General features: G+C 38.6%; 26 protein-coding genes and 1 riboswitch. Of the genes, 4 read left to right on the plus strand and 22 right to left on the minus strand.

Annotated features, from left to right (window positions below):
- Positions 1 to 56 precede the first annotated feature (56 nt).
- The 10 genes from IGI58_RS01100 to rimP form a co-directional block, all read right to left on the minus strand.
- The gene (locus IGI58_RS01100; RefSeq protein WP_429954966.1) at positions 57 to 1,895 is read right to left on the minus strand and encodes a glycerophosphodiester phosphodiesterase family protein; all 1,839 of its coding nucleotides are present in this window, start codon (positions 1,893 to 1,895) and stop codon (positions 57 to 59) included.
- A gap of 172 nt (positions 1,896 to 2,067) precedes the next feature.
- Positions 2,068 to 3,012, minus strand: a complete 945-nt coding sequence (ribF, locus tag IGI58_RS01105) for a riboflavin biosynthesis protein RibF (protein WP_087641456.1) — start codon at positions 3,010 to 3,012, stop codon at positions 2,068 to 2,070.
- 17 nt (positions 3,013 to 3,029) lie between these two features.
- Complete coding sequence (truB, locus tag IGI58_RS01110) at positions 3,030 to 3,950, minus strand: tRNA pseudouridine(55) synthase TruB (RefSeq protein ID WP_429954964.1); 921 nt, start codon at positions 3,948 to 3,950, stop codon at positions 3,030 to 3,032.
- 174 nt (positions 3,951 to 4,124) lie between these two features.
- On the minus strand, positions 4,125 to 5,381 hold the full coding sequence (locus IGI58_RS01115) for a coiled-coil domain-containing protein (protein ID WP_429954962.1): 1,257 nt from the start codon (positions 5,379 to 5,381) through the stop codon (positions 4,125 to 4,127).
- 201 nt (positions 5,382 to 5,582) lie between these two features.
- Positions 5,583 to 5,933 (minus strand): 30S ribosome-binding factor RbfA, encoded by a 351-nt coding sequence (rbfA, locus tag IGI58_RS01120; protein WP_087641453.1) that lies wholly within the window; start codon positions 5,931 to 5,933, stop codon positions 5,583 to 5,585.
- 35 nt (positions 5,934 to 5,968) lie between these two features.
- Positions 5,969 to 8,461, minus strand: coding sequence for a translation initiation factor IF-2 (infB, locus tag IGI58_RS01125; protein ID WP_429954960.1), 2,493 nt, complete (start codon positions 8,459 to 8,461; stop codon positions 5,969 to 5,971).
- A 12-nt stretch (positions 8,462 to 8,473) separates the two neighbouring features.
- A complete protein-coding gene (locus IGI58_RS01130; protein WP_429954958.1) occupies positions 8,474 to 8,776 on the minus strand; it encodes a YlxQ-related RNA-binding protein in 303 nt (100 codons plus the stop codon).
- Positions 8,769 to 9,065: an RNase P modulator RnpM gene (gene rnpM / locus IGI58_RS01135; RefSeq protein WP_087641450.1), complete on the minus strand. Its 297-nt coding sequence runs from the start codon at positions 9,063 to 9,065 to the stop codon at positions 8,769 to 8,771. Before rnpM ends, IGI58_RS01130 begins: the two co-directional genes overlap by 8 nt.
- Before the next feature lie 18 nt (positions 9,066 to 9,083).
- The gene (gene nusA, locus IGI58_RS01140) at positions 9,084 to 10,262 is read right to left on the minus strand and encodes a transcription termination factor NusA (protein WP_429954955.1); all 1,179 of its coding nucleotides are present in this window, start codon (positions 10,260 to 10,262) and stop codon (positions 9,084 to 9,086) included.
- Positions 10,263 to 10,380: 118 nt separating this feature from the next.
- Positions 10,381 to 10,854, minus strand: coding sequence for a ribosome maturation factor RimP (gene rimP, locus IGI58_RS01145; RefSeq protein ID WP_087641448.1), 474 nt, complete (start codon positions 10,852 to 10,854; stop codon positions 10,381 to 10,383).
- Positions 10,855 to 11,138: 284 nt separating this feature from the next.
- Between rimP and rnhC the strand changes: the two genes are divergently transcribed.
- Entirely contained in the window at positions 11,139 to 12,074 is a 936-nt protein-coding gene (gene rnhC / locus IGI58_RS01150; protein WP_429954953.1) for a ribonuclease HIII, read from the plus strand.
- A gap of 121 nt (positions 12,075 to 12,195) precedes the next feature.
- On the opposite strand, the gene IGI58_RS01155 is transcribed toward rnhC, so the two are convergent.
- Entirely contained in the window at positions 12,196 to 14,415 is a 2,220-nt protein-coding gene (locus tag IGI58_RS01155) for a glycoside hydrolase family 3 N-terminal domain-containing protein (RefSeq protein ID WP_429954951.1), read from the minus strand.
- A gap of 342 nt (positions 14,416 to 14,757) precedes the next feature.
- Positions 14,758 to 14,927: riboswitch (M-box (ykoK) riboswitch) on the plus strand.
- 205 nt (positions 14,928 to 15,132) lie between these two features.
- Here IGI58_RS01155 and IGI58_RS01160 point away from each other — a divergent pair.
- The 3 genes from IGI58_RS01160 to IGI58_RS01170 are packed head-to-tail and all read left to right on the plus strand — an operon-like array spanning position 15,133 to position 18,400.
- Positions 15,133 to 16,059, plus strand: coding sequence for an LCP family protein (locus IGI58_RS01160; protein WP_429954949.1), 927 nt, complete (start codon positions 15,133 to 15,135; stop codon positions 16,057 to 16,059).
- On the plus strand, positions 16,056 to 17,237 hold the full coding sequence (locus IGI58_RS01165) for an FtsW/RodA/SpoVE family cell cycle protein (RefSeq protein WP_429954947.1): 1,182 nt from the start codon (positions 16,056 to 16,058) through the stop codon (positions 17,235 to 17,237). Before IGI58_RS01160 ends, IGI58_RS01165 begins: the two co-directional genes overlap by 4 nt.
- Positions 17,234 to 18,400: an FtsW/RodA/SpoVE family cell cycle protein gene (locus IGI58_RS01170; protein WP_429954945.1), complete on the plus strand. Its 1,167-nt coding sequence runs from the start codon at positions 17,234 to 17,236 to the stop codon at positions 18,398 to 18,400. Before IGI58_RS01165 ends, IGI58_RS01170 begins: the two co-directional genes overlap by 4 nt.
- Before the next feature lie 141 nt (positions 18,401 to 18,541).
- Here the strand turns inward: IGI58_RS01170 and IGI58_RS01175 are convergent, their stop codons facing one another.
- From IGI58_RS01175 to IGI58_RS01225, 11 genes are all read right to left on the minus strand, one after another.
- A complete protein-coding gene (locus IGI58_RS01175; protein WP_429954943.1) occupies positions 18,542 to 20,266 on the minus strand; it encodes a carboxylesterase family protein in 1,725 nt (574 codons plus the stop codon).
- A 264-nt stretch (positions 20,267 to 20,530) separates the two neighbouring features.
- Positions 20,531 to 20,692, minus strand: coding sequence for a hypothetical protein (locus IGI58_RS01180; RefSeq protein WP_429954941.1), 162 nt, complete (start codon positions 20,690 to 20,692; stop codon positions 20,531 to 20,533).
- 107 nt (positions 20,693 to 20,799) lie between these two features.
- The gene (locus IGI58_RS01185; protein ID WP_429956307.1) at positions 20,800 to 20,943 is read right to left on the minus strand and encodes a hypothetical protein; all 144 of its coding nucleotides are present in this window, start codon (positions 20,941 to 20,943) and stop codon (positions 20,800 to 20,802) included.
- The gene (locus IGI58_RS01190; protein ID WP_429954939.1) at positions 20,909 to 21,754 is read right to left on the minus strand and encodes a hypothetical protein; all 846 of its coding nucleotides are present in this window, start codon (positions 21,752 to 21,754) and stop codon (positions 20,909 to 20,911) included. The genes IGI58_RS01185 and IGI58_RS01190 overlap by 35 nt, the downstream gene beginning before the upstream one ends.
- A 621-nt stretch (positions 21,755 to 22,375) precedes the next feature.
- Entirely contained in the window at positions 22,376 to 22,774 is a 399-nt protein-coding gene (locus IGI58_RS01195) for a hypothetical protein (RefSeq protein WP_429956308.1), read from the minus strand.
- Positions 22,775 to 22,784: 10 nt separating this feature from the next.
- Positions 22,785 to 24,089 carry a hypothetical protein gene (locus IGI58_RS01200; protein ID WP_429954935.1) on the minus strand — a complete coding sequence of 435 codons (1,305 nt, stop codon included), beginning with the start codon at positions 24,087 to 24,089 and terminating at the stop codon, positions 22,785 to 22,787.
- Positions 24,079 to 24,462 carry a hypothetical protein gene (locus IGI58_RS01205; protein ID WP_429954933.1) on the minus strand — a complete coding sequence of 128 codons (384 nt, stop codon included), beginning with the start codon at positions 24,460 to 24,462 and terminating at the stop codon, positions 24,079 to 24,081. Before IGI58_RS01205 ends, IGI58_RS01200 begins: the two co-directional genes overlap by 11 nt.
- Positions 24,462 to 24,752 (minus strand): TIGR04197 family type VII secretion effector, encoded by a 291-nt coding sequence (locus tag IGI58_RS01210; RefSeq protein WP_429954931.1) that lies wholly within the window; start codon positions 24,750 to 24,752, stop codon positions 24,462 to 24,464. The genes IGI58_RS01205 and IGI58_RS01210 overlap by 1 nt, the downstream gene beginning before the upstream one ends.
- Positions 24,753 to 24,985: 233 nt before the next feature.
- Positions 24,986 to 25,300, minus strand: coding sequence for a DUF1292 domain-containing protein (locus tag IGI58_RS01215; protein WP_087641442.1), 315 nt, complete (start codon positions 25,298 to 25,300; stop codon positions 24,986 to 24,988).
- Positions 25,301 to 25,346: 46 nt separating this feature from the next.
- On the minus strand, positions 25,347 to 25,775 hold the full coding sequence (ruvX, locus tag IGI58_RS01220; protein ID WP_087641441.1) for a Holliday junction resolvase RuvX: 429 nt from the start codon (positions 25,773 to 25,775) through the stop codon (positions 25,347 to 25,349).
- A complete protein-coding gene (locus tag IGI58_RS01225; RefSeq protein WP_069662009.1) occupies positions 25,772 to 26,041 on the minus strand; it encodes an IreB family regulatory phosphoprotein in 270 nt (89 codons plus the stop codon). Before IGI58_RS01225 ends, ruvX begins: the two co-directional genes overlap by 4 nt.
- Between the last annotated feature and the right edge of the window lie 202 nt (positions 26,042 to 26,243).

The raw sequence follows: 26,243 nt of genomic DNA on the forward strand, positions 1-26,243 counted from the left end.
GCAATCCATTCCTTTAAAATCAATATCTGTAGATTTAATTTCGTTTATTCTGTTGGCTAGTCATAGTCTGTTGTCAGATTATTGATTCCCAACGCTTCCATCTTCTTAAATTCACTCTGAGGAACTCCCCACAGATTGACGGACAGTCCTTTGTTCTGAGCTAGCGCGATCAAATCAGCACGATCTGCCACACTTTCATACTTGATATCCAAACCAGAATTCCCTCCAAGCTGGCTGACTTGTTCGATCATCTGCTCATCCAGCCTATTTGCCAACAGTTGAACCTGAACATCTGGAAGTCTTCTTTTAACTTCAACCAAATGCTTATAATCGAAAGAAATAACAACTGCTGTATTCGCCAATCCATAATAATTGATCGAATTGACTAAACTATCATAATCAGCAGCGTCTACTTTGTTTGCTTTAATTTCTATAAACGGAATACTTTGTTTTGTATTCATAACAGTTAAAAAGTCTTCCAATGTTGGAACAACTAATTGTTCTTCGGAATAATTTTCTTTATTCGATCCTTGGTCGATTCGCAAAGCGTTGATTTGAGCAAGTGTCAAATCGCTAACCTTCCCTTTACCATTCGTCATTCGATCAACGGACTGATCATGCATGATCACCCATTTTTTATCCTTAGTCAAGCGGATATCGGTCTCAATGCCCCAGCTATTTGACTGTTGAAACGCTGGAAGGGAATTTTCTGGTGCAGCTTTATGATTTCCTCGATGAGCAACATACCGAATATCATCCATCATTTCGCTCACTTCAACATTGTCTGCCGGAATATAGCCCTCTGTCGTTCTGTATATTTTCTTATCATTATTAAAAACGATACCTCTAACATAGGCCATACTATGAGCAGAGAGTTGCCGAACAGCTTTTGACAACTGGCGGTTTTGGTAAAGAGCCGTCTCCTGCATCAATCGGATACGAACAGGACGGCGTAAATTGATTTCTACCGCACCAGCATCGCTCTCAGCTTTTAATCCATTCTTACCAATGAACTCAGTATTTGCATGATAAATGCCATTGATAAAATCAAAATCCTCATAATCCACATGAACCTTATAGGAATTGCCTTCTTGACGTTTAGCATCATATACTTTTTTATCACTCTGATCTTCTTTTGACCAGACAGTTGCCGTTAATTTTTCCGTATCTGATTTACTTGATACTGAAAGATTGATTTCAAATTGGCCTTTTGAAACCTCTGTACCGTCAATTTCAGATTGAAGAGTCGGCTGATCTACAGTAAAGTTTCCAAATGGAACCGTTTCTATCTCACCATTTTCTCTAGTGATTTTTAGAGTTACTTGATAATCGCCAGCTTCTTGATGATTCTTGATCAAAACATCTGTATCCCACGTATTCGTTTCAGAATGATAAACGGCTTGATAGGTTTTTAGATCGTTCGTTCCATCTGTTTCACCAAAAACACTAAATTCAACTGTTTTAAGATGATTTACACTTTCTAAATCTGCACTAAGCCTATAAGTCGTTTGTTTGTTATCCTGATTCAACAAACGAAAAGACGGACGTTCAGGCGGATAGTAGACAGACTTATTTTTCGCTAACCTCTCGATCGACGATTCTGCAAAATCAGGATTTAAACGGCTCCCATCTTCTAGGATCACATCTTCTTTCTGCTTATCGGCAAGAGTAATGGCTAAAGGCGATGGAGAAAATCGGTATCCTTCATATGATGGATTCGAATGATCTTGATAATCTAAATTTATATAAAACCAAATCAAAAAAGAAACACCGCTCAGAATAATGACGATCAACAAAATCGAAAGAGTTAAACGCTTCTTTTTTCTTTTAGCTGCCTGCTCTTTTTTCTTTTGTTTTTTCTTTGATGGCTTCTTCTTATCTTTTTTTTCTGCCATAAACCTCTCCTTGACTATTTTTTATCCATTTTCTACACAGTATAACGCGTACCTATCCACTCGAGCACAAATTTAGGATAGTTTATAAAAACTTTATACTATCTAATTTTCTCAAGCAAAAAACTGAACGTTCACCACATTTGCCCAAACCGTTTTTAATTTGGTCGTTGACTCAATTCTCTTGTGAAAAGTAATCAGTTGTATCCTGCTCATCTTGTTTTAATTGCACGATCAAACTATCAGCACCATCGAATTTCACTTGGTCTCTTAAATAATGATTCCAGCTTACAGTCACTTGTTCACCATAAATATCCTGATGAAAATCTAAAATATACACTTCTACAGTCAATTCCCGACCATCACCAAATGTATCATTATGACCGATCGACCCCATTCCAACATACCATCGTTCACCGATCTTGATTTTGACAGCATAAACACCGATCCTTGGCAAACGAACCGTACTTTTTACTTTGATATTCGCTGTTGGAAAGCCCAGTAAACGACCTCTAGCATCTCCATGAACAACCGTCCCATCTGTCTCATAAACATACCCTAATAATTCAGAAGCTTCTTCCATCCGACCTTGTTCCATCAAGGAACGAATTCGAGTGGAACTTATTTTTTCACCGGCTAACTCTTCTTTACTGACAGTGATCACTTTAAAGCGGTCTTTTGCATAGCCAGGTAGATGAGCCACATCCGCAATGTCTTTAGGACCATAGGTATAATCGAACCCTGAAACAGCTGCTTTTCCATGTAAGCCTACAATATATTGATCAATAAAATCCTGCGGTGCTAAATGAGCAAACGCAGAAGTAAACTCGATCACGTATAAAATATCAACTCCTAAGCGTTCCATCAAACGTTCTTTTTGCTCTAAGCTGCTCAAATATTTCATATTTTCGGGCAATACCTTTTGAAAAACAATCGAAGGATGCTGATTAAACGTCATAACGGCTAATTTTAAGTTGTGTTCTTCAGCATATTTTTTACCCGTTTCAATCACCTTTTGATGTCCACGATGAACACCATCGAAAAAACCTAATACCATTACTACTTCATCTGACGGAATTTGTTCTGGTTGATAAGGATGTCGAATTGAAATCACTTGCATATTAAAACTTCTTTCTATTAATTATTTCGTAAGACTTTGCTTGGTTTTAAAACATTTGCTTTCGTTGGATGAGCCATATAAAGACTAACAACCTGATCATGATAAAATAAAGCAACTAGCTCATCTGGCATTTCATTTAGTCCTAATTCATTTTTAGTCAATCGAACACCATTTTTGACCTTTTGATAAAGCTCATCTGACAAATCGATCCGCTGAAAATCAGTAACTGCTGTCTCGATCGGTAATAATACTTGATCTATAGCTTCTTGCGCCATTTTTTCTGCGACTTGTTCTAATGTTAAACATTGGCTAGCAGTCAGCCCGCCGCTTGCTGTTCTTGTTAAGTCAGACATATGGGCCGGCACTTCTAAAAGTGCCCCTGTATCGACAGATAGCGTTCGAACATAAGTCCCTTTGCCGCAAACTACTTTAAAGCGCCAGCTCTGTGTGCCGTTTATTGAATCAAACACCGGCTCAGAAGTTCGTTCAAACGAATGAATCTGTGCAGTTCGTTTTGGACGCTCTACTTCTTCACCATTTCTTGCATACTCATAAAGACGCTTACCATTTACTTTGACCGCTGAAAACATGGGTGGAATTTGCGTGATAGTACCTGTCATTTGCTGCATTGCGACATCGATTTCTGTTGTTGTAAAAGGCGCTGCTAATTTATGTTTTTCAACTATTTCTCCACTACTATCTTCAGTTGTTGTAGAAAAACCTAAGGTGATTTCCCCTTCGTAGGTTTTCCCTGAATCAACCATATATTCGATCACTTTGGTTCCTTTTCCGATACAAATCGGCAAGACACCCGAAACATCAGGATCTAAGGTACCGCCGTGACCAATTTTTTTTGTATGTAAAATTTTCCTTAATTTGAATACGCAGTCATGACTCGTCATTCCACGTTCTTTCCATAAAGGTAAAATACCATCCATCGATTTAGCCTCCTAATACGAAGATTACTAACTTGCTTATTATAACATAGAAGCACATGAAAATTCATTCTTTCAAGGTCAAGTAAGCTAAAGTTTGTACCGATTATTTTATGGTAAAAAAACAGTGCGATCCAAAAATGATTTTGAACCACACTGTTTCGTTATTATTTATTATTAGGCAGAGTGACCAACGATCACATCACCCGCATACCCAAAGCCGACACGTGTCATGCTCGGATTCATTTCCCAATCACGGTGTCCTGTTCCAGATGGTGAAACCATGTTCGTTTCATTATACCAAGCCATGATCACAGAGTTTCCAGGTGCAAACATAAAGGCTATTACTTCATCGCCTCTGTTCCAATGATCCGATGGAATTTGATAGTCCTGCATCATTGATGCTCTAGCTCCAGCAGAAGCAGCTAAACCTGCATCCCAGCTCACTGGATTCAATCCATTTGCAGTCCGCAAAGCATTTAATGCTTGGAATGTTGCATCCGCAGATGTCACTGGCGGTGTTGGTGTAGGATCTTTCGGCCCTTCAGATGGTGTTGTATTTCCTTGATCAGTTGAATCGTTTTCACTAGGAGTCGTATTAGTTTGTTCGGTGCTGTTTGATTCTGGTACTTCTACTTCTTCTGATGCAGAAGGTGCTGTTGGTGTTTCGCTCGTCGTTGTTTGAGTCGTCTTTTGCTCTTTGGCTGCTGCAGCTTTTTTATTTTCTGCTTGTTTTGCTTCAGCTGCGAGCTGAGCTTTTAGTGTTTCTTGCTGTTTCTTCACTAATTCATTTTTAGAATTTTCAGCCCCAGCAGTTTCTGAATCGACTTCAGCTTTCAATACATTCAAATCTGCTTGTTTACTTACAAGAGACTCTTTTTCTTGCTCAAGTTGTTTTGTTGCATCTTCCACAGCAACTAGATTCTTTTGAATATCCGCCTTTTTAGTTTCCACTAGTTTTTTATCTTCTTTTTGTTGCTTAACTAGATCATTATTTGCTGTCAAAATCGAAGAAATTGCCTGCACTCGCCCAACAGCATCAGAAATTGATTCTGCATTTAAGATCATATCCAAGATTTGAGCTCCCTGCCCATTTACTTGAACATTTCGTCCTTGATTTTGGATCGCTTCTGTTCGTTTATCGATCCGAACATCTAGTGCTGCAATATCTTTTTTCAGCTGTTCTGATTCTTGTGTCAGACTCGTTTTTTGTCTGTTCAATTCTATCCCTTTATCATAAATAGAAGAAATTTCCTCTTCCAAGCTAGCGATTTGAGTGGTTACACTTTTTTGTTTTTCTTTTAATGCAGAGATTTCTTTATCTTGCTGCTCTATTTTTTTATCAGCTGTTTCGGCCATTGCACTGATTGGTGCCAACGCTCCGCCCGCTGCCATTAATCCAACGATCAATAAGGTCAAGCTTTTTTTCTTCACTAATACCCCTCCGATTTCTCAAATAAATCTTATGCTATAAAATAGTACCATATTTCTTCTATTTATAATCGATAAAAAGATTACAGTTGCTTTCAATCTAGTTACAATGAAATAATTTTGTTACAAAGGAAAAACAAGAACCGTACTTTTACATAGATAATAAAAAAAGATCCGGAAGAAATATCTTCCAGATCTTTTCTATTAATCCCCTTGATTCAATTTGCGGATCAAATCGTCAATATGATTGCCATATTGTACAGATTCATCTCTTTCAAAAATCAGCTCAGGCGTCTTGTATAATGTTAAAGCTTGACCTAGTTCTTTACGAATCAAACCTTTTGCCTTATCTAATCCTTGCTGAGCTTTTTGTTGGTCAGAAGCTAGATCAGATAACAAGCTATAATAGATCGTTGCTTGCTGCAAATCACCTGTTACACGAACATCGGTGATCGTAATATCCTGCACACGAGGGTCTCTTACGCGTTTTCTCAAGATGTCATTGACTTCCCGCATGATTTCTTGACCCACTCGGCGGTCACGATAATTTGCCATACTGTTTCTCCTTCTTTCTTACTAATGAGAACTTTTTATTTTTTTACTTCTTCCATGATAAAGCCTTCGATCACATCATCAACTTTAAGGTCGTTAAAGTTTTCGATCATCGCTCCACATTCAAAGCCAAGTTTCACTTCTTTTGCATCGTCTTTAAAGCGTTTCAAGCTGGCTAATTTGCCTTCAAAGATCACGATGCCGTCACGAATCACACGAACACCACTGTCGCGGCGGATAAATCCTTCTGTAACATAACAGCCGGCGATCGTTCCAACTTTAGATACTTTATACAGCTCACGGACAGCCATTTGACCAGTGATTTTTTCTTCAAACTCTGGATCGAGCATCCCTTTCATCGCTGTTTCGATTTCTTCGATCGCTTTGTAGATGATGCGGTGTAAACGAATATCCACTTCTTCTTGTTCAGCTTGTTGTTTCGCTTGCGGTGTAGGTCGTACATTAAATCCTATGATGATCGCATTACTTGCTGCGGCAAGTGTGACGTCACTTTCATTGATCGCACCTACTGCTGAGTGAACGATTTTCACTCGAACACCTTCAACATCGATTTTTTGTAAGCTTGCAGCCAAGGCTTCAGCAGTTCCTTGTACGTCCGCTTTGATGATCACATTAACATCTTTCAATTCGCCTTCTTTCAGGCTTTCGAATAAGTTGTCTAGAGTAACACGGTTATTAGCTGAACGTTGTTCAAGAACCGCACGTTTACCACGTTCTTCACCTGCTTGACGGGCTGTTTTTTCATCTTCGAAGACGACAAAACGGTCGCCAGCTTGCGGTACATCATTTAATCCTGTGATTTCAACTGGTGTCGCAGGACCTACAGCTTTATCACGACGGCCAATATCATTGGTCATGACACGGACACGTCCAAAGGTATTACCAACAACGATCGGATCTCCGACTTTCAACGTTCCTTGTTGAACAAGCAATGTTGAAACCGGTCCTTTTCCTTTGTCTAAACGAGCTTCGATGACTGTACCGATCGCACGCTGTGTTGGATCTGCTTTAAGGTCTTCGACTTCTGCGATCAACAGAATATTTTCTAATAATTCATCGATATTTTGATTGAATTTCGCAGAAATGTTGACGAAAATCGTATCTCCGCCCCATTCTTCCGGAATCAAGCCATGTTCACTTAGTTCTTGTTTTACATGATCAGGATTAGCTCCTGGTTTATCTACCTTATTGACTGCTACGATGATCGGTACTTCTGCGGCTTTTGCATGGTTGATCGCTTCGATCGTTTGCGGCATCACACCGTCATCTGCTGCGACAACTAAAATCGTGATATCTGTGATACCAGCACCACGTGCACGCATGCTAGTGAAGGCCGCATGTCCTGGTGTATCCAAGAATGTGATCGGTTTACCGTCGATATCGATCTGGTACGCTCCGATATGCTGAGTGATCCCGCCTGCTTCCCCTGAAGTCACACGTGAGTTACGTAATGTATCAAGCAATGTTGTTTTCCCGTGGTCAACGTGTCCCATGATCGTCACAACTGGCGGACGAGTCACAAGATTTTCTTCCACTAAAGCTTCTGGTTCAAAGAATTTATCGATATCAGCCACATCAACTTGGACTTTTTCTTGCGGTTCCATTCCATAATCGACCGCTAAAAGTTCAATTGTTTCTTTATCCAATGATTGGTTTTGATTGACCATAACCCCCATCATAAAGAGCTTTTTGATGATTTCTGCTGGTTCGCGGTGAATTTTCTTCGCGATATCTGCTACGTTCATTCCTTCTGTGTATTCTAAAACATCAGGTAATTCACGGAATTTACGTGCTGGCACTGCAGGTTTTGTTGATTCTTGGTATTTCCCTTTTTTGCCTTTTTTGTTGAAACGATTGCGGTTTTGATTGTTGTAACCGCCGTTACGATTGCGGTTTTGGCCACCGCCGCCAAAGCTGTTGTTGCGGTTTTGATTATTGTTGCGATTTTGATTGCCTTGGTTGTTACTTTGTCCTTGGTTTGGACGATTTTGGTTTGTATTTTGTGTATTACGTTGTTGTGTATTGTTACGGTTTTGATTATTTTGTTGCCCAGACTGTGCAGGACGATTTTGATTATTGTTTTGTTGTCCTGATTGTGCAGGACGATTTTGGTTATTGTTTTGTTGCGGACGTTGTTGCTGTCCTTGGTTTGGACGATTTTGTGTCATATTTTGGCTGCTTCCTTGCGTATTTCGATTTTGGTTATTACGATTTTGTTGTTGCCCTTTATTGTGATTTTGTGTTGGTTTATTGCTATTTTGGTTAGCTGGTTTCGGATTTGCTGGTTTTGTTTGACCGCTTTGTGTTGGTTGCGGTTTTGCTGCTGGTTTTTGTTGTGGTTGTGCAGGTTTCTTTCCTCCAAAAGCTTGACGAAGTTTTGATTCATCATCTGAAGAAATTGCGCCCATGTGATTTTTCACATCCATACCTAATGCATGTGCTTTTTCCACGACATCTTTACTCGATTGATTGATTTCTTTCGCTAGTTCATAAATTCTCTTTTTCCCCATGCAATCACCTTCCTAACCTTTGATTAATTCCTTGAACTTTGTCGCAAAGCCCTGATCATTAATCCCAACGATCATGCGTGTTCTGCCAATTGCATGACTGATTTCTGATTGGGTAAACGACTCGTCTGTCGGAACCTTATAATAAGAACATTTGTCCTTGATTTTCTTTCTTGTATTTTCACTAGCATCTGCCGCGACAAAAACAAATTTCGCCTTATTGCTGCGAATATCTGCTAAAGTCAACTCTTCACCAGTCACTAGTTTTCCAGCTCTCATAGCCAAACCTAATAAATTTAAAATCTTTTCTTTATCCATTTCCGAACAACTCTTTACGGGCTTTTTGATGTTCCACATAATCTAACAATTCTTGATAGAATTCGTCAGTCAACGTTGTTTCCAGAACACGATCTAAAATGTGCTTATCCCATGCATCTTGAACTTCTTTTGGTTCAAGAGCGACGTACGCACCTCGGCCCGGCATTTTTCCAGAAGGATCGATCGATACGACACCTTCTTTAGAACGAGTGATTCGGACTAATTCTTTTTTGGGTTTCATCTCGCCTGAGACAACAGATTTACGCATCGGGACTTTTCTTTTTTTCATTTTGTTCCCTCCAAATCGTTAGACTTGTTCTTCGTCTTCTATTGTTTTTTCTTCAAACGCAATTTCTTCATACTCATCAGCTGTTAAATCAGACTCTACGATCACTTCATCAAAAACTTCTTCTGCGGCATCTTCTTGTGTTTCTTGTTGAGCGTAGAATTCTTCCATTTCTGATTCTGGTTTGATATCGATTTTGAAGCCTGTCAATTTAGCTGCTAAACGTGCATTTTGACCTCTTTTACCGATAGCAAGTGACAATTGATAATCTGGTACAACAACTGTACAAGCTTTGTTATTGGTAGGATCAAAAATAACATCGACAACTTGTGCTGGATTCAACGCATTGCTGATGAAGATCGCTGGATCTTCATTCCATTCTACGATATCCATATTTTCACCTTTTAATTCATTCACGATCGCTTGAACACGTTGGCCTTTAGGACCTACACACGTACCAACAGGATCGATATTTGGATCTGTTGAACGAACAGAGACTTTTGAGCGGTCTCCTGCTTCACGAGCAATGCTGACGATTTCTACAATTCCATCATACACTTCCGGAATTTCTTGTTCAAACAATCGCTTCAATAAATCTGGATGACTGCGGCTAACAAAAACCTGAGGCCCTTTAGATGTATTTTCAACACGTGATACATACACTTTGATTCGATCATGCGGTTGATAAAATTCATTTGGCATTTGGTCTTGTTTTGATAAGACAGCTTCGATTTTTCCTAAGTTCACATAGATATAACGACGGTCTTGTCTTTCAACGATTCCTTGCATGATATCATTTTCGTATGCACTGAATTCATTGTAAATAATGTTTCTTTCAGCTTCTCTCACACGTTGTAAAATAACTTGCTTCGCTGTTTGTGCCGCAATCCGGCCAAAGTCTTTTGGTGTCACTTCAAAACGAATTTTATCGCCCAGCTCATACGCCTTATTGACTTCCATCGCTTCTTTTAATGAGACTTCCAATTGGGAATCCATCACTTCTTCAGTGACTTCTTTTACTGCATATACATGGATATTGCCTTTTTTGCCATCGAATTCTACTTCAACGTTTTGGGCCTGTCCATAATGTCTTTTATATGCGGAAACTAATGCTGCTTCCAGCGCATCAATCACGATATCCTTAGAAATACCTTTTTCAGCTTCTAATGCATCCAATGCATTCAACATTTCTTTGCTCATTTTGTTGTCATTTCCTCCTACTTGTTTAAATGAAAGATAAACGGAATGGCTTTTCTTTCGGAAAACACCTTTCCGTAATAAGCAAAAACTAGATTGTTTTGCTCTACGAATGTCTGGGTTAAAACTGGATTGCTAAACGAGCTTTGGCAATGTTTTTCCGTTCAAATGTATACTCTTTGACTCTTGTTTTGATTTTGACCGTCAAGACCAATTGTTCTTTGTCTAAAGATTTTAACGTTCCTTCAAATTGCTTTTCTCCCTCAACTGCTTGATAAAGAGAGATATGGATATATTGGCCAACGGCTTGTTCATAATCGCTTTCTTTTTTCAACGGACGTTCAGCTCCCGGAGAAGAGACTTCCAAAAAGTACGCTTGTGGTATCGGGTCAGGATCCATAGCATCAAGTTTTTCGCTGAGTTGTTCACTGACAAAGGCACATTCCTCAATATCAATGCCGCCGGTTTTATCAATAAAGACACGGAGAAACCAGTTCTTTCCTTCCTTGACAAACTCTACTTCTACAAGTTCAAAATTTTGTTTTTCTAAGATTGGTGTGACTAACTCGGTAACAGTTTCCACAACACTACTCAAAATTTTCGCCTCCTTCAGGAATTATAGAATGAGGACTAGCGTAGAAGTAAAACAGCCGTACTTTTCCTGCCTTACTCCATTAAAAAGAGTGAGCAGAAATCCGCTCACTCCGACTAGTATCATTACTTGTAAAGTATTATATCATAGAGTTTCTGAAAACTCAAATGAAGGTGATTATGAAGCCGTTTCTCATCATCTATTTGCTTCATTTGAACAGGAAATACGCTTCACTTTTCCAGCTTTTTGTTTTACTATAGAAAAGAACTCGCGAAAGGAGCCGTCTAATGTCTCAAACTCAAGTTATCAAAGTATCCAAAGATACCATCAAAAAAATGAAGTCTTTTTATGAGCGCTCACTCTTAAATAAACAGGTTCCGTATACAGAATTCGTGGCAAAATCAGGGACGACAACGATCACTGCCTACACCTCAGGAAAAGTTGTTTTTCAAGGGCTAGAAGCGGAAAAGATCGCTGCAAAGTGGGGCGCACCTAGTTCGAACAAGACTGCTTCCACCTCTAAAGCTAAAACGACAACTTCTACAGCACTGCCAGATAATTTCAGTCAGCTTTCTGTTTTAGGCAGCGACGAAGTCGGTAACGGCAGTTACTTTGGTCCAGTAACAGTTTGTGCTGCTTATGTAGAAAAAACAATGGTGGCAAAATTAAAAGCACTCGGAGTCAGAGATTCCAAGGAGTTGACTGATCCGCAAATCAGGCAGCTTGCAGCAGTGATCAAAGAATTGATCCCATTCAGATTGCTGATCGTTGAACCGGAAAAATACAATCAGATCCAGCCAAAATATAACGCAGTCCATATGAAAGTTGCACTGCATAACCAAGCTATCCACTTATTATTGGGTGACATCGCACCTGTTAAACCAGAGGCCATTTTGATCGATCAGTTTACTCCTGAAAGTAATTATAAAAAATATGTACGCTCAGAAAAAAATCAGGTACGTGAAAAGCTTTATTTTATAACCAAAGGTGAGCAATATCATGTGGCAGTCGCTGCTGCTTCGATCATTAGCCGAGCAGCTTTTTTAGATGAGCTGGAGAAAGAATCACAAGAATTAGGCTTGAAGGTTCCATCCGGCGCAGGCAGCACTGCCGATCAGATTGCTGCAAAAGTCTTAAAAAAAGGCGGTATCGACTTACTGAGCAAATACGCAAAACTTCATTTTGCGAATACCGAAAAAGCGAAAAAAATCGCGGCAAAATAAACAAAAAGAGAGTCCTACGCAATGTGTAAATCATGTTTGCGTAAGACTCTTTTTTGATCAACATTATAGAACGAATCAATAAACTGATTTTCAGCCCTCAACTCTTGATACATCGCCTTAACTATTCATAAAGTTTTCTTCTCTCATCAACGATCGGTTCGTCGAAATCCATGCCAAACCCAAAATCGTACGTATGACCAAACTCATCTGAGTAACACTTCATATCAAGAGGGACATCTTCTTGTTGTTTTTCAACTGTTTCCATATCTGCCGGCATTTGGAACGGCAGCAACCCAGAAGGAGTGAAAGCGCCGCTTAGAACACTAAGTATCGCTTGTGTTTGTACACCAAAATCGACAATAATCGCATCGACATACGGCTCGAATTCTGCAACGATCGTTGGGTTTTTCAATGTCAAGCTCACAATGATCGGTACATTAGGATGTTGTTCCTTTAATCGTTGCAGTGTTTCGATATCCTGCCCATTACTTGCCGTATTTTTCTTTCCATGGTAAGAACGATCATCGCCAGCAAGACTTTTTTTTCGGGCAAAGTGTGCAGTGTATGGCTTGTATTGCAAACTGATCGGTAGATAGCCATTGCCACGATCTTCATTCGAATAGCCATATGTTTTAGGCGACTCTAAAAATAGCCAAATCACATCTGCTTGTTCAGGCGAATCCACAACTTGAAAATATTTCTCGACGAGGCTTCGATTGACAGGATCTTTTTCAAATGCAGGTTGCGGATGACCAAACCAATCCTTTGAAGCACCAATATGCTGCTTAGGAATATACAATTTAGCCGTCTTTTCTAAAGGCAATAGCCTATGCTTATTTTTTAGCAGTACTAAAGATTTTTGCTGTGCTTTAAATCCTGCTTCCATAAATTGTGGCTGCCCAACGATTTCTTCAGATTTTTCTGATATTAGATATGGATTTTCAAATAAACCTGTTTGAAACAGATTCTTCAACAATCTGCGAGCCGAAACTCGGAACCTTTCTTTCATTGCTTGTGTCCCATATTCTTTAGCGCCCAATTCAAAAGCAGCCAAAACGGGGGCAATTTCATTATTTCCTCCAAACTGATCAATGCCTGCCAAAAGTGCTTTGTAATGACGCTGCTCCACAGTCAGCTCCTCTACTCCCCAGCTTTTTCCGCCAAGAAATTGATCGATTTGTACTGGATCAGCTGTGATCGACCAGTCTGTACAGACAACGCCGTCATAATGATATTTCTTTCGTAATAGATCATTGAGGATAAATTGGCTAAAACCGTTTCCAACATTTTCTCCATATTTCTGATCTTGATCATAAGATATCGTATAGTACGGCATGACTGCTGCCGCTTTCTTTGTCCCCTCCTGTAAATCAAATGCTCCTTCTAGAAATGGTTTTAGATGCTCATTAAAATTATTTCCAGGATAAACTGCATATTTTCCATAACCATAGTGGCCATCTCGTCCAGCCTCACCACTGCCGCCCCCCGGCCAATGTTTGACCATCGCATTCACACTTTCCTTGCCCCAACCGTTTGCTTCTTTAGTTGTTTGAAAACCATCACAATAAGCTTGAGCTAAAGCTGTGACTAATTTTACCCCTTCACCAAAGGTACCAGAAAAACGCATCCAGCGCGGTTCAGTGGCCAAATCGATCTGCGGTGACAAAGCGGTCGTAATTCCTAATGCCCGATATTCTTGACTAGCGATTTCTCCAAATTGTTTCACCAGCTCAGGATCAAAAGCTGCTGCTAACCCTAACTGCTCCGGCCACATAGAAATCTCTCCGCCTGCCCCGGCATTGAATTCGGTGTCTGCACTTGTGCTGTGACGCGGATCTGAGCTGATATTTACTGGGATGCCCGAGTCCAAGCTTTCGGCCATCGCCTGAATTTTATTCGTCCATTGTGCGGCTGCTTTTGGTGATTCTACCCTCGTCAAAAGTACATGGCGGATGTGATCCTTCGTTAAAAATTCCTTTTGCTGATCTGTCAATTCAGAAATCGGTCCGTCATAGTCTGCTAGCGCCTTTCCCCCATATGTACCGGAAAACATCTGCACAAAATGATTGTCACTTCTTGATACTGTTTGATGGCGACTATACAACATCAATCCAGCCATTTCTTCCACACTTAATCGTGTAACTAAATCTTCGATTCTCTCTTCAATTGGCAAGCGCCAGTCTTCATATGGATCCAAGCAGCCATTTTTATTCAAATCTTTAAAAGCGAATCCATCCTGCTCAATCAATGTTACTCCCGAATCTGCTGCATAACCTAAGGCTGCTCCTTGATCATTTTCAACGAGTATCCAATTTTCTTGCTGTATTATTCTATAGCTCATTTACCTTCCCCCATTTCTAAAAAATGCAAGCGCATTCTTCTACAATTCTATCTTACTCTGTTTTCAAGTTGGATGCGACATAAAATTTAAAACTTCTCTTAAGCAAATGATTCTAGCTGTTATTTTTATTAAAAAAATCTAAAGAAAAGAGGTTCTTGATTTTCTATTAGTAAAGATACTTAAATCAATTTTTTCTTAGTTCTTTTATGGAATAGCTTGATCTAAATGTATTCTCGACCGATCTCGGAAACGATATTCTTTCAATCTTTCTTTTTACTTACGAAAAAATTAACTTTTGAACGATTGACTTCTGTTATTGAATTGATTATAGTTGTGGCGATCTAAATAACTTGTTAGGTGAGGCTCCTATGAAAACACAGGCTACTGCTCAAAAATGTCGAAAGACAGGCATGGGTAGGACAGGAATTGTCGAATTAAGGCTTTTCACAAAGTAGCTAAAAGCAATGCTTTTTACGTTTCATAGTGCTAAAACTCAACGATGAGAATGATGACCCTTTTTTATGCTGGAATCAATCCCCTTCGCTGAGTCTTTTTCAGCGAAGTTTTTTGTTTTGGATCAGCGAACTATTTGGAGGTGAAAAATCAGCTCGGTCTAAACAACCTAGTCAGCAAGAAAACGGTCATCCCGACGTATATGTCGATTCCTAGCGCCGCAATTTATTTGATGATCAATAAAATGATTAGCGAGGAATAACAATGAATCTAGTAAAAAAGAGTTTGATTTGTATTAGTCTTATCACTGTTTTGATTTTTACCGCTCTTGGCTGTTATGCAGTCATTGGCTTTCATCATGGTAAAAAAACAGCCCAAACACAGGTCACTAAACGAAAGAATTTGACTTTTTCTGCAGATGCACAAACAAATTTAAAAGAAATCACGATTCTATTGATCGGTGATGACGGACGCGAAGATGACGAAGACGGTGGACGGGCAGATACGTTGATGGTGGCGCATTATAATAGTGAAACCAAACAACCAAAGCTGTTGTCGATCATGCGGGATTCTTACGTTCAAATACCTGGACATGGAGCAGAAAAAATCAATGCTGCCTACGCTTACGGTGGAGCTGAGCTGACTAAACAAGTCTTGAATAGCTCCTTTGATCTGCCCATCAATTATTATATAGCCGTTGATTTTAACCATTTTATTCGTTTGATCGATGATCTTTACCCCAAAGGTGTCCAAATCGATGCAGAAAAAGAGTTGAACTTAGATAACGTCGATATAAAAAAAGGCAATCAAACAATGGATGGGAATACTTTATTGCAGTACGCCAGATTCCGCATGGATGGCGAAGGAGACTTCGGTCGTATCAGAAGACAGCAGCAAGTCATGGACGCTTTAGCAAAACAAGCTACAAACGCGGTCCCGCTTTTACAGCTGCCTCAAATTGCTGGAGAAGCCGTTGGTTATCTAGACACGAATATTCCAGCCGAACTTCTGATCGATTTAGCCAAGGACTTTTTAGGTGGGAAAGTAAAACCTCTTCAAACCTTATCTGTTCCAGTTGAAGGGAGCTGGGCATTTAACGATTATACGGAGGCAGGCAGTGTTTTAGAAATCGATGAGAAGCAAAATGCACAGGCAATAAATGACTTTTTAACTGACGGGGCAGATGAATGAAGACGCTGCGGAAGCCCTCCAAAATAGTTTATCTAGATTTTTACCTCCTTCTCCCTTATCTTATTTTGTGTGTGATCGGCATTTTAATGGTATATAGCGCTAGTTCTTATCAATTGCTTGATAGCCAATTAAGTCCGGCACATAAAGCATTCAAGCAGACCTCTTATTTTATTTTCAGTCTGGTTTGTTTAGCTATCGTCTATCGGATCAATTTAGCTGTTTTGAGAAAGCCTACGATTATTCAAATGTTGCTTGGCCTGACATTTCTTTCCTTAATTCTATTACCAGTCATCGGAACAAGCGTTGGCGGTGCCAAACGTTGGCTCAATTTAGGAATTCTTTTGTTTCAGCCTTCAGAGTTGGTCCCATTTATTTTAGTGCTTTATCTGGCTCTTGCATTATCAAAAACAGAAACCGTCACGCCTTTCTCTTTCAAACAGTACAGACAGCCGATAATCGTTTCGATCAGCTTGATGTTTTTCGTTGCTCTACAGCCAAACATCGCTGGTGCTTCCATGATTTTTATTCTAGTATTGATTTTATTTTTGACCAGCGGACTATCACCGTGGTTCATGTCATTTGCTTTGATCGGGTTCGTCATCGCAAAAAAATTGGGAACAATGCTCTTATTATCTTTGCCAACAGAATGGCTGCCGCAAAAATTCAGTTACTTAGTGACACGTTTTGAAGTCATGCAAAATCCTTTTATCGATCCTATGGGCAAAGGCTTTCAAACATCCAATGCCTATTATGCGATCCATAATGGCGGATTTTGGGGCTTAGGTTTAGGAAACAGTATTCAGAAAAAAGGCTTTTTACCTGAGCCTGATACAGATTTTATTTTTGCGATATGTATAGAGGAACTTGGCTTGATTTTTTCTTTGGGCATTCTATTTTTGGTCTTCTTTATGGTCGCTCGCTTGCTTTTATTAGGGATAAAAACGAATCGTCTTTATTATTCTTACCTGTACATTGGCTGCGGTGTCTTATTGCTCTTGCAGGTTTCTGTCAATGTCGGCAGTCTTTTGGGCTATATTCCGATGACTGGACTGACCTTTCCTTTTATCAGCTATGGCGGATCTAGTCTATTGATCTTGAGCCTTGTTCTCGGTGTTGCGTTGAATGTTCGCGCAAGCGAGCTGAGAGAAAAACAACGATCACGAGGTGAAAGCCAATGAAACGAATTCGGAACAGATCGAATGAGCTGATCAATTACGGTCTTTTACTCCCAGTTTTGCTACTGATCTTAGTTGGCTTTGTCGCACAATACGGTGCTTTCAAAGCTGATCCTACGATCACTGCTGTCACTCCATTGCTAATAAAACAGCTGTTGTGGACACTCTTAGGAATCATCACTATGTTTTTGACGATGCTGATTCCAATCAAAATTTTATGGAAAGCTGCTCCTTATCTTTATCTTTGTTCCCTGATTTTGATGGGCTTGTTAGTAAAATTCCATGATCCTGTGATGGCTGTTGCTACCGGAACCAAACGCTGGATTCGCCTTGGTCCGCTTGCTTTTCAGCCTTCTGAGTTTGCAAAATTGGGCTATATTCTGATGCTGGCTTATCTTGTGACAAAATATGGTAAGACCTTCTCTTCGCTAAAAGAGGAGCTGTCACTTTTAGGAAAACTATTATTTGTGAGCATCCCTATTTTTGGACTGATGTTTTATCAAAAAGATTTTGGGACTAGTTTAGTTTTTCTATCGATTTTATTTGGTATTCTACTTGTTTCAAGCTGCTCTTGGAAACTTTTGGTTCCTCTTTTTGGCGGTTTGAGTTTGATCGGCATCAGTGCGATCTTGTTGGTTTTAACGGAGCAAGGACAAAAAATACTTGCCTATTTACACTTTAAGCCTTATCAATTCGATCGTATTCACGCTTGGCTGGATCCATTTGCTTATGCGGATTCGATCGCTTTTCAGCAAGCTAGAGGGTTGAGCGCGATTGGGTCAGGAGAATTAGCGGGAAAAGGACTGACCAATTTACAAGTCTACGTCCCAGTTCGGGAATCCGATATGATCTTTACTGTTATCGCTGAAGCCTATGGATTTATCGGAAGTTGTTTCCTGCTTTTACTTTTCTTCTATCTCATATATCAAATGCTGATCTGTACTTTAGCAGCTAAACGAGAATTTTATGCTTATATCACGACTGGAATCATCATGTATTTTTTGTTTCATATCCTAGAAAATATCGGTTCAAATATTGGATTATTGCCTTTGACTGGTATTCCGTTGCCTTTTATCAGTCAGGGAGGAACTGCTTATCTAGCGAATTTTATTGCTATCGGATTGATACTTTCCATGTTCTATCAAAATGAAAAACAGGCTCTTTGATTCGCAAATGTTTATACGAATAAAGTGACTTATCAAATTTAGCCTAAACCCGCTAAATTGATAGGTCACTTTTTTATCGTATGGTATCGAGATTATTTTTAACATTTCTCAGTCTTATATTTATACCGACAGCAAATCTTTCTATTCTTTATCAAAATCAGAAAGCTGCTCATACTTTTCATCCAGCCGTTTGCTAAACCAGCGGCCATTCATTACGTTGCTCAACAACTCTTGCTTTTGTTTCTCTGACACTGTTGTATCCTGACCGATTGCTTCCAAAACTTTTTCATAATCGTAGGTTTTATGCCCCATTTTTGCTGATGCTTGTTTTTTGTCCGCATTTACAAATAAGAGATTGTCTTTCGATCCAGCTTGCCATTCTTCCCACTTCGGCAGATCCGAACCATTTGGATCACCGTTTTTAATAAACTCAAATAAATAATTTTGGAATACTTTGCTTAAATCCTTCGCTCCTTCACTATCATAACCTGCTCCAACTAAGCCTGCATAATTTTTACTTTCCGTATCAAGCAACGGGACAAAAACACCATGGAATGCACCAAGTTTAGCCATTTCTTCTCCTACTACAGCTTTATCTGCACCGAATTCGATTTCCATGCCATAGATAGCCGCTTGATAATGCTGATTCATTTTTTCTGCAGACTCTTGAACATTGAACAAGCTGTATAGTTGTCCGCCATAGTTATTAATAAACGCATATTGATTCGCAATTTCAGGATCAGTATCAATTTTCCCGCCTTCTAAATATTGAGAAAAATACGGATCAAAGCGTCCAAATAAGGAGAATTCCTGCTCTCCAGTCAGCATCATCAGAGGAACAGAATGATAGTTTTCTGTGTCAAATCCTTCTTTTGGAAGCACATATCCATCATTAAATAAATGTGGGAACACACTCATCCGAATCCCTGCATTGCTCATCAGTCCAACTAATCGATCTCCATCAAGTGCATACAGATAATCCTTTACCTCTTGATCTGTGCTCAATAGCCAGTCTTTTGCTTGAATTTCATTTTCTTTGAGACCATCTTCTACAACCAATGGAGCAATTGCCTGCGCATAGACTTCTTGACTTCTTTTTTCATCGGCAATAGTCATTCCTCCGCTAAATGAGATCGCTTTATCGAATTTCCCTTCAAATATTGGTGAAATCAGCATAGCCATCACATCACGCCCGCCAGCAGAAAAGCCACTGACTGTGATATTATTTTGATTTCCACCAAAATTTTCAATATTTTGCTTTACCCAATCTAAAGACTTACTTAAATCCAGCAATGTGTAATTTCCGGAATTCTCTTCTTTTGTTCCGTTTTTTAAAGCTGGCAGTGGATTGAATCCAAGTGGACCTAAACGATAATTGACGGAAACGACAATCGCATCATGCCCAGTCACAAAAGAAACGCCGGAGATTTCTTCCGCTGTCCCCGTTTGATTATTCCCGCCATGGATATAAACAAGAACCGGTAAGTCTTTCTTATCATTATTAGGACGGTAGATATCCAGATTTAAGCCATCTTCTGAACCTACGATACCATCTGCACTCGTTTGTAAAGCAACACTTCCGGCCTTTGTTGCATCACGTTCGCCTTCCCAAGGCTGTGGATCTGTTGGTGCTTTCCAGCGCGCTTCTTTTGCAGTCTCACCGCCGTATGGGACACCTAACCATACGAGCGCTTCTTTCTCTTCATACCCTTTCACCTTCCCAAAGGTTGTTTCCCGAACAACAGATGTCTCCTCATTTTTATCAGCATTTGTCTTTTCTGTTTTAGCTGACTGAGTACACCCTCCCAATGTGATTACTGCAAGCAACAAGCCAATCCAACTAATCGTTCTTCTAAATTTCTTCAAATCCCTTCCTCCTTCATGTTTTGTTCAACATTCTAGTAAATCGTAAAAACTCCTTTCTTGCTTTTTAAACAAAAAAACCTAAACTAGCCCATAGATATGAGTAGTTTAGGTTATGCCCAAAAGGTTACATTCCTGTTTTCATTTTAGCATAAAAAAGCAAACGTTTTCAACATATTGTTTTAAATTATCTTTTATTTATAACTATATTTATCTTCATTTTTTATAATAAGATAAAATTATAATGATCATAGTGGAGTTTTTATTTTATTCAGCTTTCATTCTCTTTTTCTTCCCAATAGTTTCGGATATTTCTCCATTCGCTGCGTTACCCATCCAGTCAAAATTTTGAACATGAGAATCGTAGTTAACTCCTGTTATACAAACGTTTGCAATATTCCCTGTTCCTTTTATCCAACTCTGGAGCAACTATACATTATTATAATTTAATCTTACTCACTAATTAATGTTTTATATTTTAAGTGCACTAGCCTGTATCCCAACACTTTGTTACTTACTATCGTTTCATGCTTCTGTTATCTAATCAATACATTATACGCTTCTTTGCGTTTCTGTTTATCATCCACACTAACACTTCTTAAAACTGCAATATAAAAAGCCACCGCAATGCGATGACTAGTCCATTTATTTCCATTCGATTGGAATTCTTGCATACCCATAAAACTCACAGTTCTCTTTTTCAATTTTCCAATTTAATTCGAGAGATTCCGTTCCAACTGGAATATTTTCCCATTTCAACAATCCATCTGCATTAGAAAAATTTTCGTCAGAAGAGGTATATTCAACCGTTGATCCTTCAAATTGATTCGACACTATAATAGGATCAAGAACTTCATATTTTTGATAATCATTTCTTAAGGTAATAGTCGGCATATCTCCATCTGTATGAATCCGAATAAATTTAAGATTTGATAGATGGTTTAAAGCCGATATATCAGTCAAAGCCATGCTTTTTGTACCAAAATCTTTTTTTATATTTAATCTGTTGTATAAAGATAGTCTCTCTAACTTTGCTAATTTTTTTAGTGATTCGATATTTTGTACATTTTCTGTATCTATTTCTAGAGTTTTTAACTTTGTTAGTTTTTCGAGTGGTCTAAGATCAGTAAATGCCCCTCCCTCATAACTTACATTAATAAGGTTAGTCAAGTTTTCTAACCCTTCCAAACTTCTCTCATCACTCTGCAATTCGGATTCAACAGTTGTTGCTAATGGCCCATATTGCTTTTCAATGATTGAGTAAGACTCAAATAAATTTCCGAACCTTTCTATCTCTTCCTCAACAACTCCATTTTCCTCTAATTCATTTATCACAGACCTGAAAATGCTATTACGAATTAATTTGGTAGGGGCTAGGATATACTGTTCATTTTCAACAGCTTCAGATTTAGTTGTTAAATTTAGTGTGAGATAGACTCCTACAATAACTATACCAGCCAAACTAACATTCAATAATTTTTTTAACTTCACTAAAAACACTCCCTTAATATTTTTTATAAAATAAATATACCATATAGGATGAAATTCCACTACACAACTTTATAGAATTCTAGCTAACCATTTCTTCTGCCACCAAATTGTAAACGATTACAAAAAAACTACTTACAGCATCTATCAAAGACGGCAGACGATCACACTTAATTGCAACATACCATTTCTGGGTGTTCATGTCACCAGACATACATGCTACTTTATCATTAGCGGCTGTGGTAAACATGAAAGAAGTACAAGACAGATTACGTCACACTTCAATGAAAATGACTATGAACACTTATAGCCACTTATCAAAAGAATCTAAAGAAAAGACCATTGAAAAACTAGTACAACACTTAAATTTTTAGTAGATGACATTCACATTGTCATTCATTGAAACAAAAAAAGCTAACCCCTTATACATCAATGGCTTAGCTCGTTTTCAAATTCTATTCTTCTTCTTCAGCCATGAATGACGATAGCATTTCATAAGATTGTATTTCTAGTCATTCGGTAAATTGTAAGAAGTATATAGTCATGATTACTCAATGAATATCATTAAACATTTTTCTAATGGCATTCATTTTGGCATTCAAAAAAACTCAATTACGTGGGGCGCTATACATCATTTGTGATTGTTGGTGGAAAAGTGGAAAGTATATCAATAAGATCATTTTCCGTAATAATTACATAATGGTCAACATCTTCACAAAAACCAGCACTTTCTTTTTTTATCCACTCAACATATTCTGATTGTTCTACTTTATATAAAGGATTACCAATGAAATTTTCCCTATATTTTTGAATGCTCTCAATTTCATTATATGTTCGTATCCTTCTTCCTTCATCAGTAATTCGTAAAGAATCGACAAAACCAAAAGTGATATTCATATTGTTTTTTTCTCCGATTAGCTTTATAACCGTTCCTTCAGAATTTTGTACTACTTCTGAAACTTCATAATTATCTATTGGTACATCACTTTGATTATATTCATGCCATTTTTCTAACATATTCATTTCCCCATCCTTATTTTCCATATCTGACTTTTATTAAAGGCTTTCCAGGAGCCTTAATTTCCAATGTAGAACCACCAGTCTCACTTCCCGGTCTAACTGAAATTCTAGTTCCATCCTCTAGCACTCCATAGAGACCATCACCATATTGGGTTTTTATTTCTTTTACATCTTTCGGGTTTAAAGAATTGAAATCATCAACAGCATCATCCATATTACCATCTTTTTCAAAATTTTTAGCCTTCCCAATAGGTCTAGTGGTATCTTTGGCACCTTCAAGGATATCATCAACAGTTTTTTCATTACCTTTCGAGTTACTAATTTGTGGCGCATTATTGACTAAACCTGAAATCGATTGACCAACCTTTAAAGCTTCCGTTCCTTTTCGAATCACATTGAAGACTCTACCCGCCTTACCTAAATTTCCTAACATTCCAACTCCAGGCACAAGCGGCATTTCATTTTTCATCACAATAACGTCTTCAATATTATACTGTCCAGGCTGCAAATAGTCCTTACATTTATCTAGTTTCTCGTATAATCGTGGATGGTCTTTTATTGGTAGCGGCTTTCCATTCTTCATCAAATACCATTTTTTACTAGTCCCTAAATCACTACAAATGATTGTATAACCATCTAAATTACCGATCGCTTGATTGACTTCTTTCATTTTTGCTTCTTGTTTCATTTTCTCTCGAGCTTGCCAACGAGCATTGATCGGTTTAGCCCAAGTCATGTTTAAACGACTAATATCAAAGGTACCCGTTGCTGGATTCCATGCCTTGCAGTCTTTCACTTGTGCTAGTCCATTATCAAATTCTTGCTGACATGCTTCGCACTCTAAAAAAATACTAGCAGAAAGAGCATTATACGCATGAAACTTTTCTAATTTCTCTCGCCGTTTTTCGATCACATCACACGCATTCATATAACGTCGTTCTAAATCTGGTCGAGGAGTTTTCGCTGTACTCATTTGTTGATCTAAGCTTTGTTTTAATCGTTCAAGTTGATTGATCTCTTCTAGTATCAGGTCTTCGTCCGTATCAATCCCACTGACTGATCCTTGATACTCACTAAGAAAACGTTTATGAGCAGCTTCCATTGCTTCTCCTGTCATTATAGCAGATTGACATAATGGCGTGTATACCGTCAGAAAATAGCTTTTGGCACTCTCATAGGCTTTACTAGATAACGGCGCAGATAAAAAAGAATGAATGCTTTGTTGTAAGGAAGCGATCGCTTGCCCTGCTTGACTATTTAGTTGAGAAGCTTGTGAAGAGCGTGCTTGTGCTTCATGTACATAAAATTTAAGTCCCATGTTCGTCCTCCTTACTTTCTTTTAAGAAGGACTGTTGCTCTTGTAGAATGGCTTCTTCTCGATCCAATAATAGGCGTTCTTCTTTCTTTAACTGAAGGAGCTCTTCGTCAAATTCTAGTTGCGCATTTTTGGCAAGCCTTAAGCTATCTTCTCCACGTTCTTCAATAAATGCTCGTTCCTCTGGTTCACAATTGGACAAAACAAAATGGTATACCGTTTGTTCTTGTTGCTGGAGCTCAAAAAAGGCTTCTTGCTGTTCCTCTACGCGCCGTTGCTCCTTTTTACTTGCGAGTTGATCGTCTTGTAACTGTTCTAGTCGCATTCGGAATTGACTATTCTTCTCTTCAAAGGTTGGCAATTTTTCTTGCTTCATTAAGAAAGCCCTCCCGGAAGATTGAATTTTGTTAGTTGAACAATGTGTTGGTCAATTCGATCAAACTCTTTTGCAACAGAATGAATACTATCTCCAGCAAATACAATACTTGAAGAAAGTTCTTTCAATCCTCGTTGAAACTCATTCAGTGTTTTCATCGCTAGTGTATTTCCTGAAACATTCGTACTTGAAGCGGAGACAGAAACACTAATACTATTTAAGATACTTGCAGATTGACTAAAAGATGCTGAAACACTCCCAGCTATGCTGGAATTACTGTTGATTGACATTGATTCCCTCCTATCGATAAATAATAGTTATATAAAACAGAATAATGATCCAATTCCAAATTCTCCTATTTTAATATATCATACTTATAGACAAAAAAATAAATTCACTACAAATTGACATTATAAATCAATTCATTTTTCATAACAGTCTTCAACTATCTTGTCATGCAAAAGTCTACATCAAAAAAATAGCTGAACCCTCTACATATGAGGATTCAGCTATTTCTTAAATTCTATTCTTCTTCTTCAGCCATGAATGTATTGAAGACCTCTTCGATCATATCCCACTCAGCATCTGTTTCGATTTGTTGTAATTCGCCTTCTGTTCCTTCGCTATTTTCGATGTAGGCATAAGCTTGTAATTCTACATCTTCCTCTTCAGGAACTCCTGCTGGATAAAGAAGTACGTAATTTTTACCGAATTCTTCTTGCCCATCAACTGTTAGCAAGATTTCATATAAGGTTTCATTCCCTTGTTCATCAACTAAAGTGATATGTTCATGTCCCTCGTGATCATGATCGTGATTATGGTTATGCTCTTCTGCCATTTGCTTTGCTCTCCTTTTTGCTTATATTCGTGAAACTATAAGCCATTTAAATTTTATTGCCAGCGCTGTCTAAATAATTTTGTAAAATCATGACTGCAGCTACTTTATCGATAACTTTCTTTCTCTTAGCTCTTGATGTATTCGCCTGTTCGATCAACATCCGTTCTGCCTGAACAGTAGTCAGGCGTTCATCCTGATAGCTAACTGGGAGTTCAAACAGCTCTTCGATTTTTTTGCCATAAGCCATTGATGCTTCTGCTCTTGGCCCAATCGAATTATTCATGTTTTTTGGCAGGCCAACGACAAAACGGGTCACTTCGTATTCCTTCACTAGCTCTGCTAATCGGTCAAAGCCGAATTCTCCCTGTTCTTCGTTGATTCGAATGATTTCTACACCTTGGGCTGTCCAGCCTAATAAATCACTGACAGCAACACCGACGGTTCTAGAACCGACATCCAGTCCCATTACTCTCATCGAAGTGTGATACCATGATTAGATAAGTAAAATTTAACCAGCTCTTCCATGATTTCATCCCGTTCGTGACGACGAATCAAATTTCGAGCGTCCTGATAACGAGGAATGTAGGCCGGGTCTCCTGAAAGCAAATAGCCCACAATCTGATTGATTGGATTATATCCTTTCTCTTCTAAAGCCTTGTACACAGTTGCCAGAGTCTCACTTACTTCTTTCTTGCGACTGTCATCAAAATCAAAACGTACAGTTTCATCTGTAAAACCCATTTATCTACACCTCACTTTTCTTCTATTCATACAGCTTCATTCTACTAAAAAGTAAGCAAAACTACAAACAAAACTTGATATTTTCACTGATAAATTAAAGATTTCCTTTAATTTGATGGAAAAACTCTGATGATTATCCAGTAAGCCAGTCAAAAAATGTCATTCATTTCGATCTGCTACCTTAGATTATCAATATTAGCAG

The sequence above is a fragment of the Enterococcus sp. AZ020 genome, assembly GCF_050499205.1.
Taxonomy (GTDB): domain Bacteria; phylum Bacillota; class Bacilli; order Lactobacillales; family Enterococcaceae; genus Enterococcus_L; species Enterococcus_L dunnyi.

Excerpts from the sequence above, each read along its gene's own strand:
- IGI58_RS01100 (WP_429954966.1), bottom strand. The coding sequence starts at position 1,895 with ATGGCAGAAAAAAAAGATAAGAAGAAGCCATCAAAGAAAAAACAAAAG.
- ribF (WP_087641456.1), bottom strand. The coding sequence starts at position 3,012 with ATGCAAGTGATTTCAATTCGACATCCTTATCAACCAGAACAAATTCCG.
- truB (WP_429954964.1), bottom strand. The coding sequence starts at position 3,950 with ATGGATGGTATTTTACCTTTATGGAAAGAACGTGGAATGACGAGTCAT.
- rbfA (WP_087641453.1), bottom strand. The coding sequence starts at position 5,933 with ATGGCAAATTATCGTGACCGCCGAGTGGGTCAAGAAATCATGCGGGAA.
- infB (WP_429954960.1), bottom strand. The coding sequence starts at position 8,461 with ATGGGGAAAAAGAGAATTTATGAACTAGCGAAAGAAATCAATCAATCG.
- IGI58_RS01130 (WP_429954958.1), bottom strand. The coding sequence starts at position 8,776 with ATGGATAAAGAAAAGATTTTAAATTTATTAGGTTTGGCTATGAGAGCT.
- rnpM (WP_087641450.1), bottom strand. The coding sequence starts at position 9,065 with ATGAAAAAAAGAAAAGTCCCGATGCGTAAATCTGTTGTCTCAGGCGAG.
- nusA (WP_429954955.1), bottom strand. The coding sequence starts at position 10,262 with ATGAGCAAAGAAATGTTGAATGCATTGGATGCATTAGAAGCTGAAAAA.
- rnhC (WP_429954953.1), top strand. The coding sequence starts at position 11,139 with ATGTCTCAAACTCAAGTTATCAAAGTATCCAAAGATACCATCAAAAAA.
- IGI58_RS01155 (WP_429954951.1), bottom strand. The coding sequence starts at position 14,415 with ATGAGCTATAGAATAATACAGCAAGAAAATTGGATACTCGTTGAAAAT.
- IGI58_RS01160 (WP_429954949.1), top strand. The coding sequence starts at position 15,133 with ATGAATCTAGTAAAAAAGAGTTTGATTTGTATTAGTCTTATCACTGTT.
- IGI58_RS01165 (WP_429954947.1), top strand. The coding sequence starts at position 16,056 with ATGAAGACGCTGCGGAAGCCCTCCAAAATAGTTTATCTAGATTTTTAC.
- IGI58_RS01170 (WP_429954945.1), top strand. The coding sequence starts at position 17,234 with ATGAAACGAATTCGGAACAGATCGAATGAGCTGATCAATTACGGTCTT.
- IGI58_RS01185 (WP_429956307.1), bottom strand. The coding sequence starts at position 20,943 with ATGGGTATGCAAGAATTCCAATCGAATGGAAATAAATGGACTAGTCAT.
- IGI58_RS01195 (WP_429956308.1), bottom strand. The coding sequence starts at position 22,774 with ATGAATATGTTAGAAAAATGGCATGAATATAATCAAAGTGATGTACCA.
- IGI58_RS01200 (WP_429954935.1), bottom strand. The coding sequence starts at position 24,089 with ATGGGACTTAAATTTTATGTACATGAAGCACAAGCACGCTCTTCACAA.
- IGI58_RS01205 (WP_429954933.1), bottom strand. The coding sequence starts at position 24,462 with ATGAAGCAAGAAAAATTGCCAACCTTTGAAGAGAAGAATAGTCAATTC.
- IGI58_RS01210 (WP_429954931.1), bottom strand. The coding sequence starts at position 24,752 with ATGTCAATCAACAGTAATTCCAGCATAGCTGGGAGTGTTTCAGCATCT.
- IGI58_RS01215 (WP_087641442.1), bottom strand. The coding sequence starts at position 25,300 with ATGGCAGAAGAGCATAACCATAATCACGATCATGATCACGAGGGACAT.
- ruvX (WP_087641441.1), bottom strand. The coding sequence starts at position 25,775 with ATGAGAGTAATGGGACTGGATGTCGGTTCTAGAACCGTCGGTGTTGCT.
- IGI58_RS01225 (WP_069662009.1), bottom strand. The coding sequence starts at position 26,041 with ATGGGTTTTACAGATGAAACTGTACGTTTTGATTTTGATGACAGTCGC.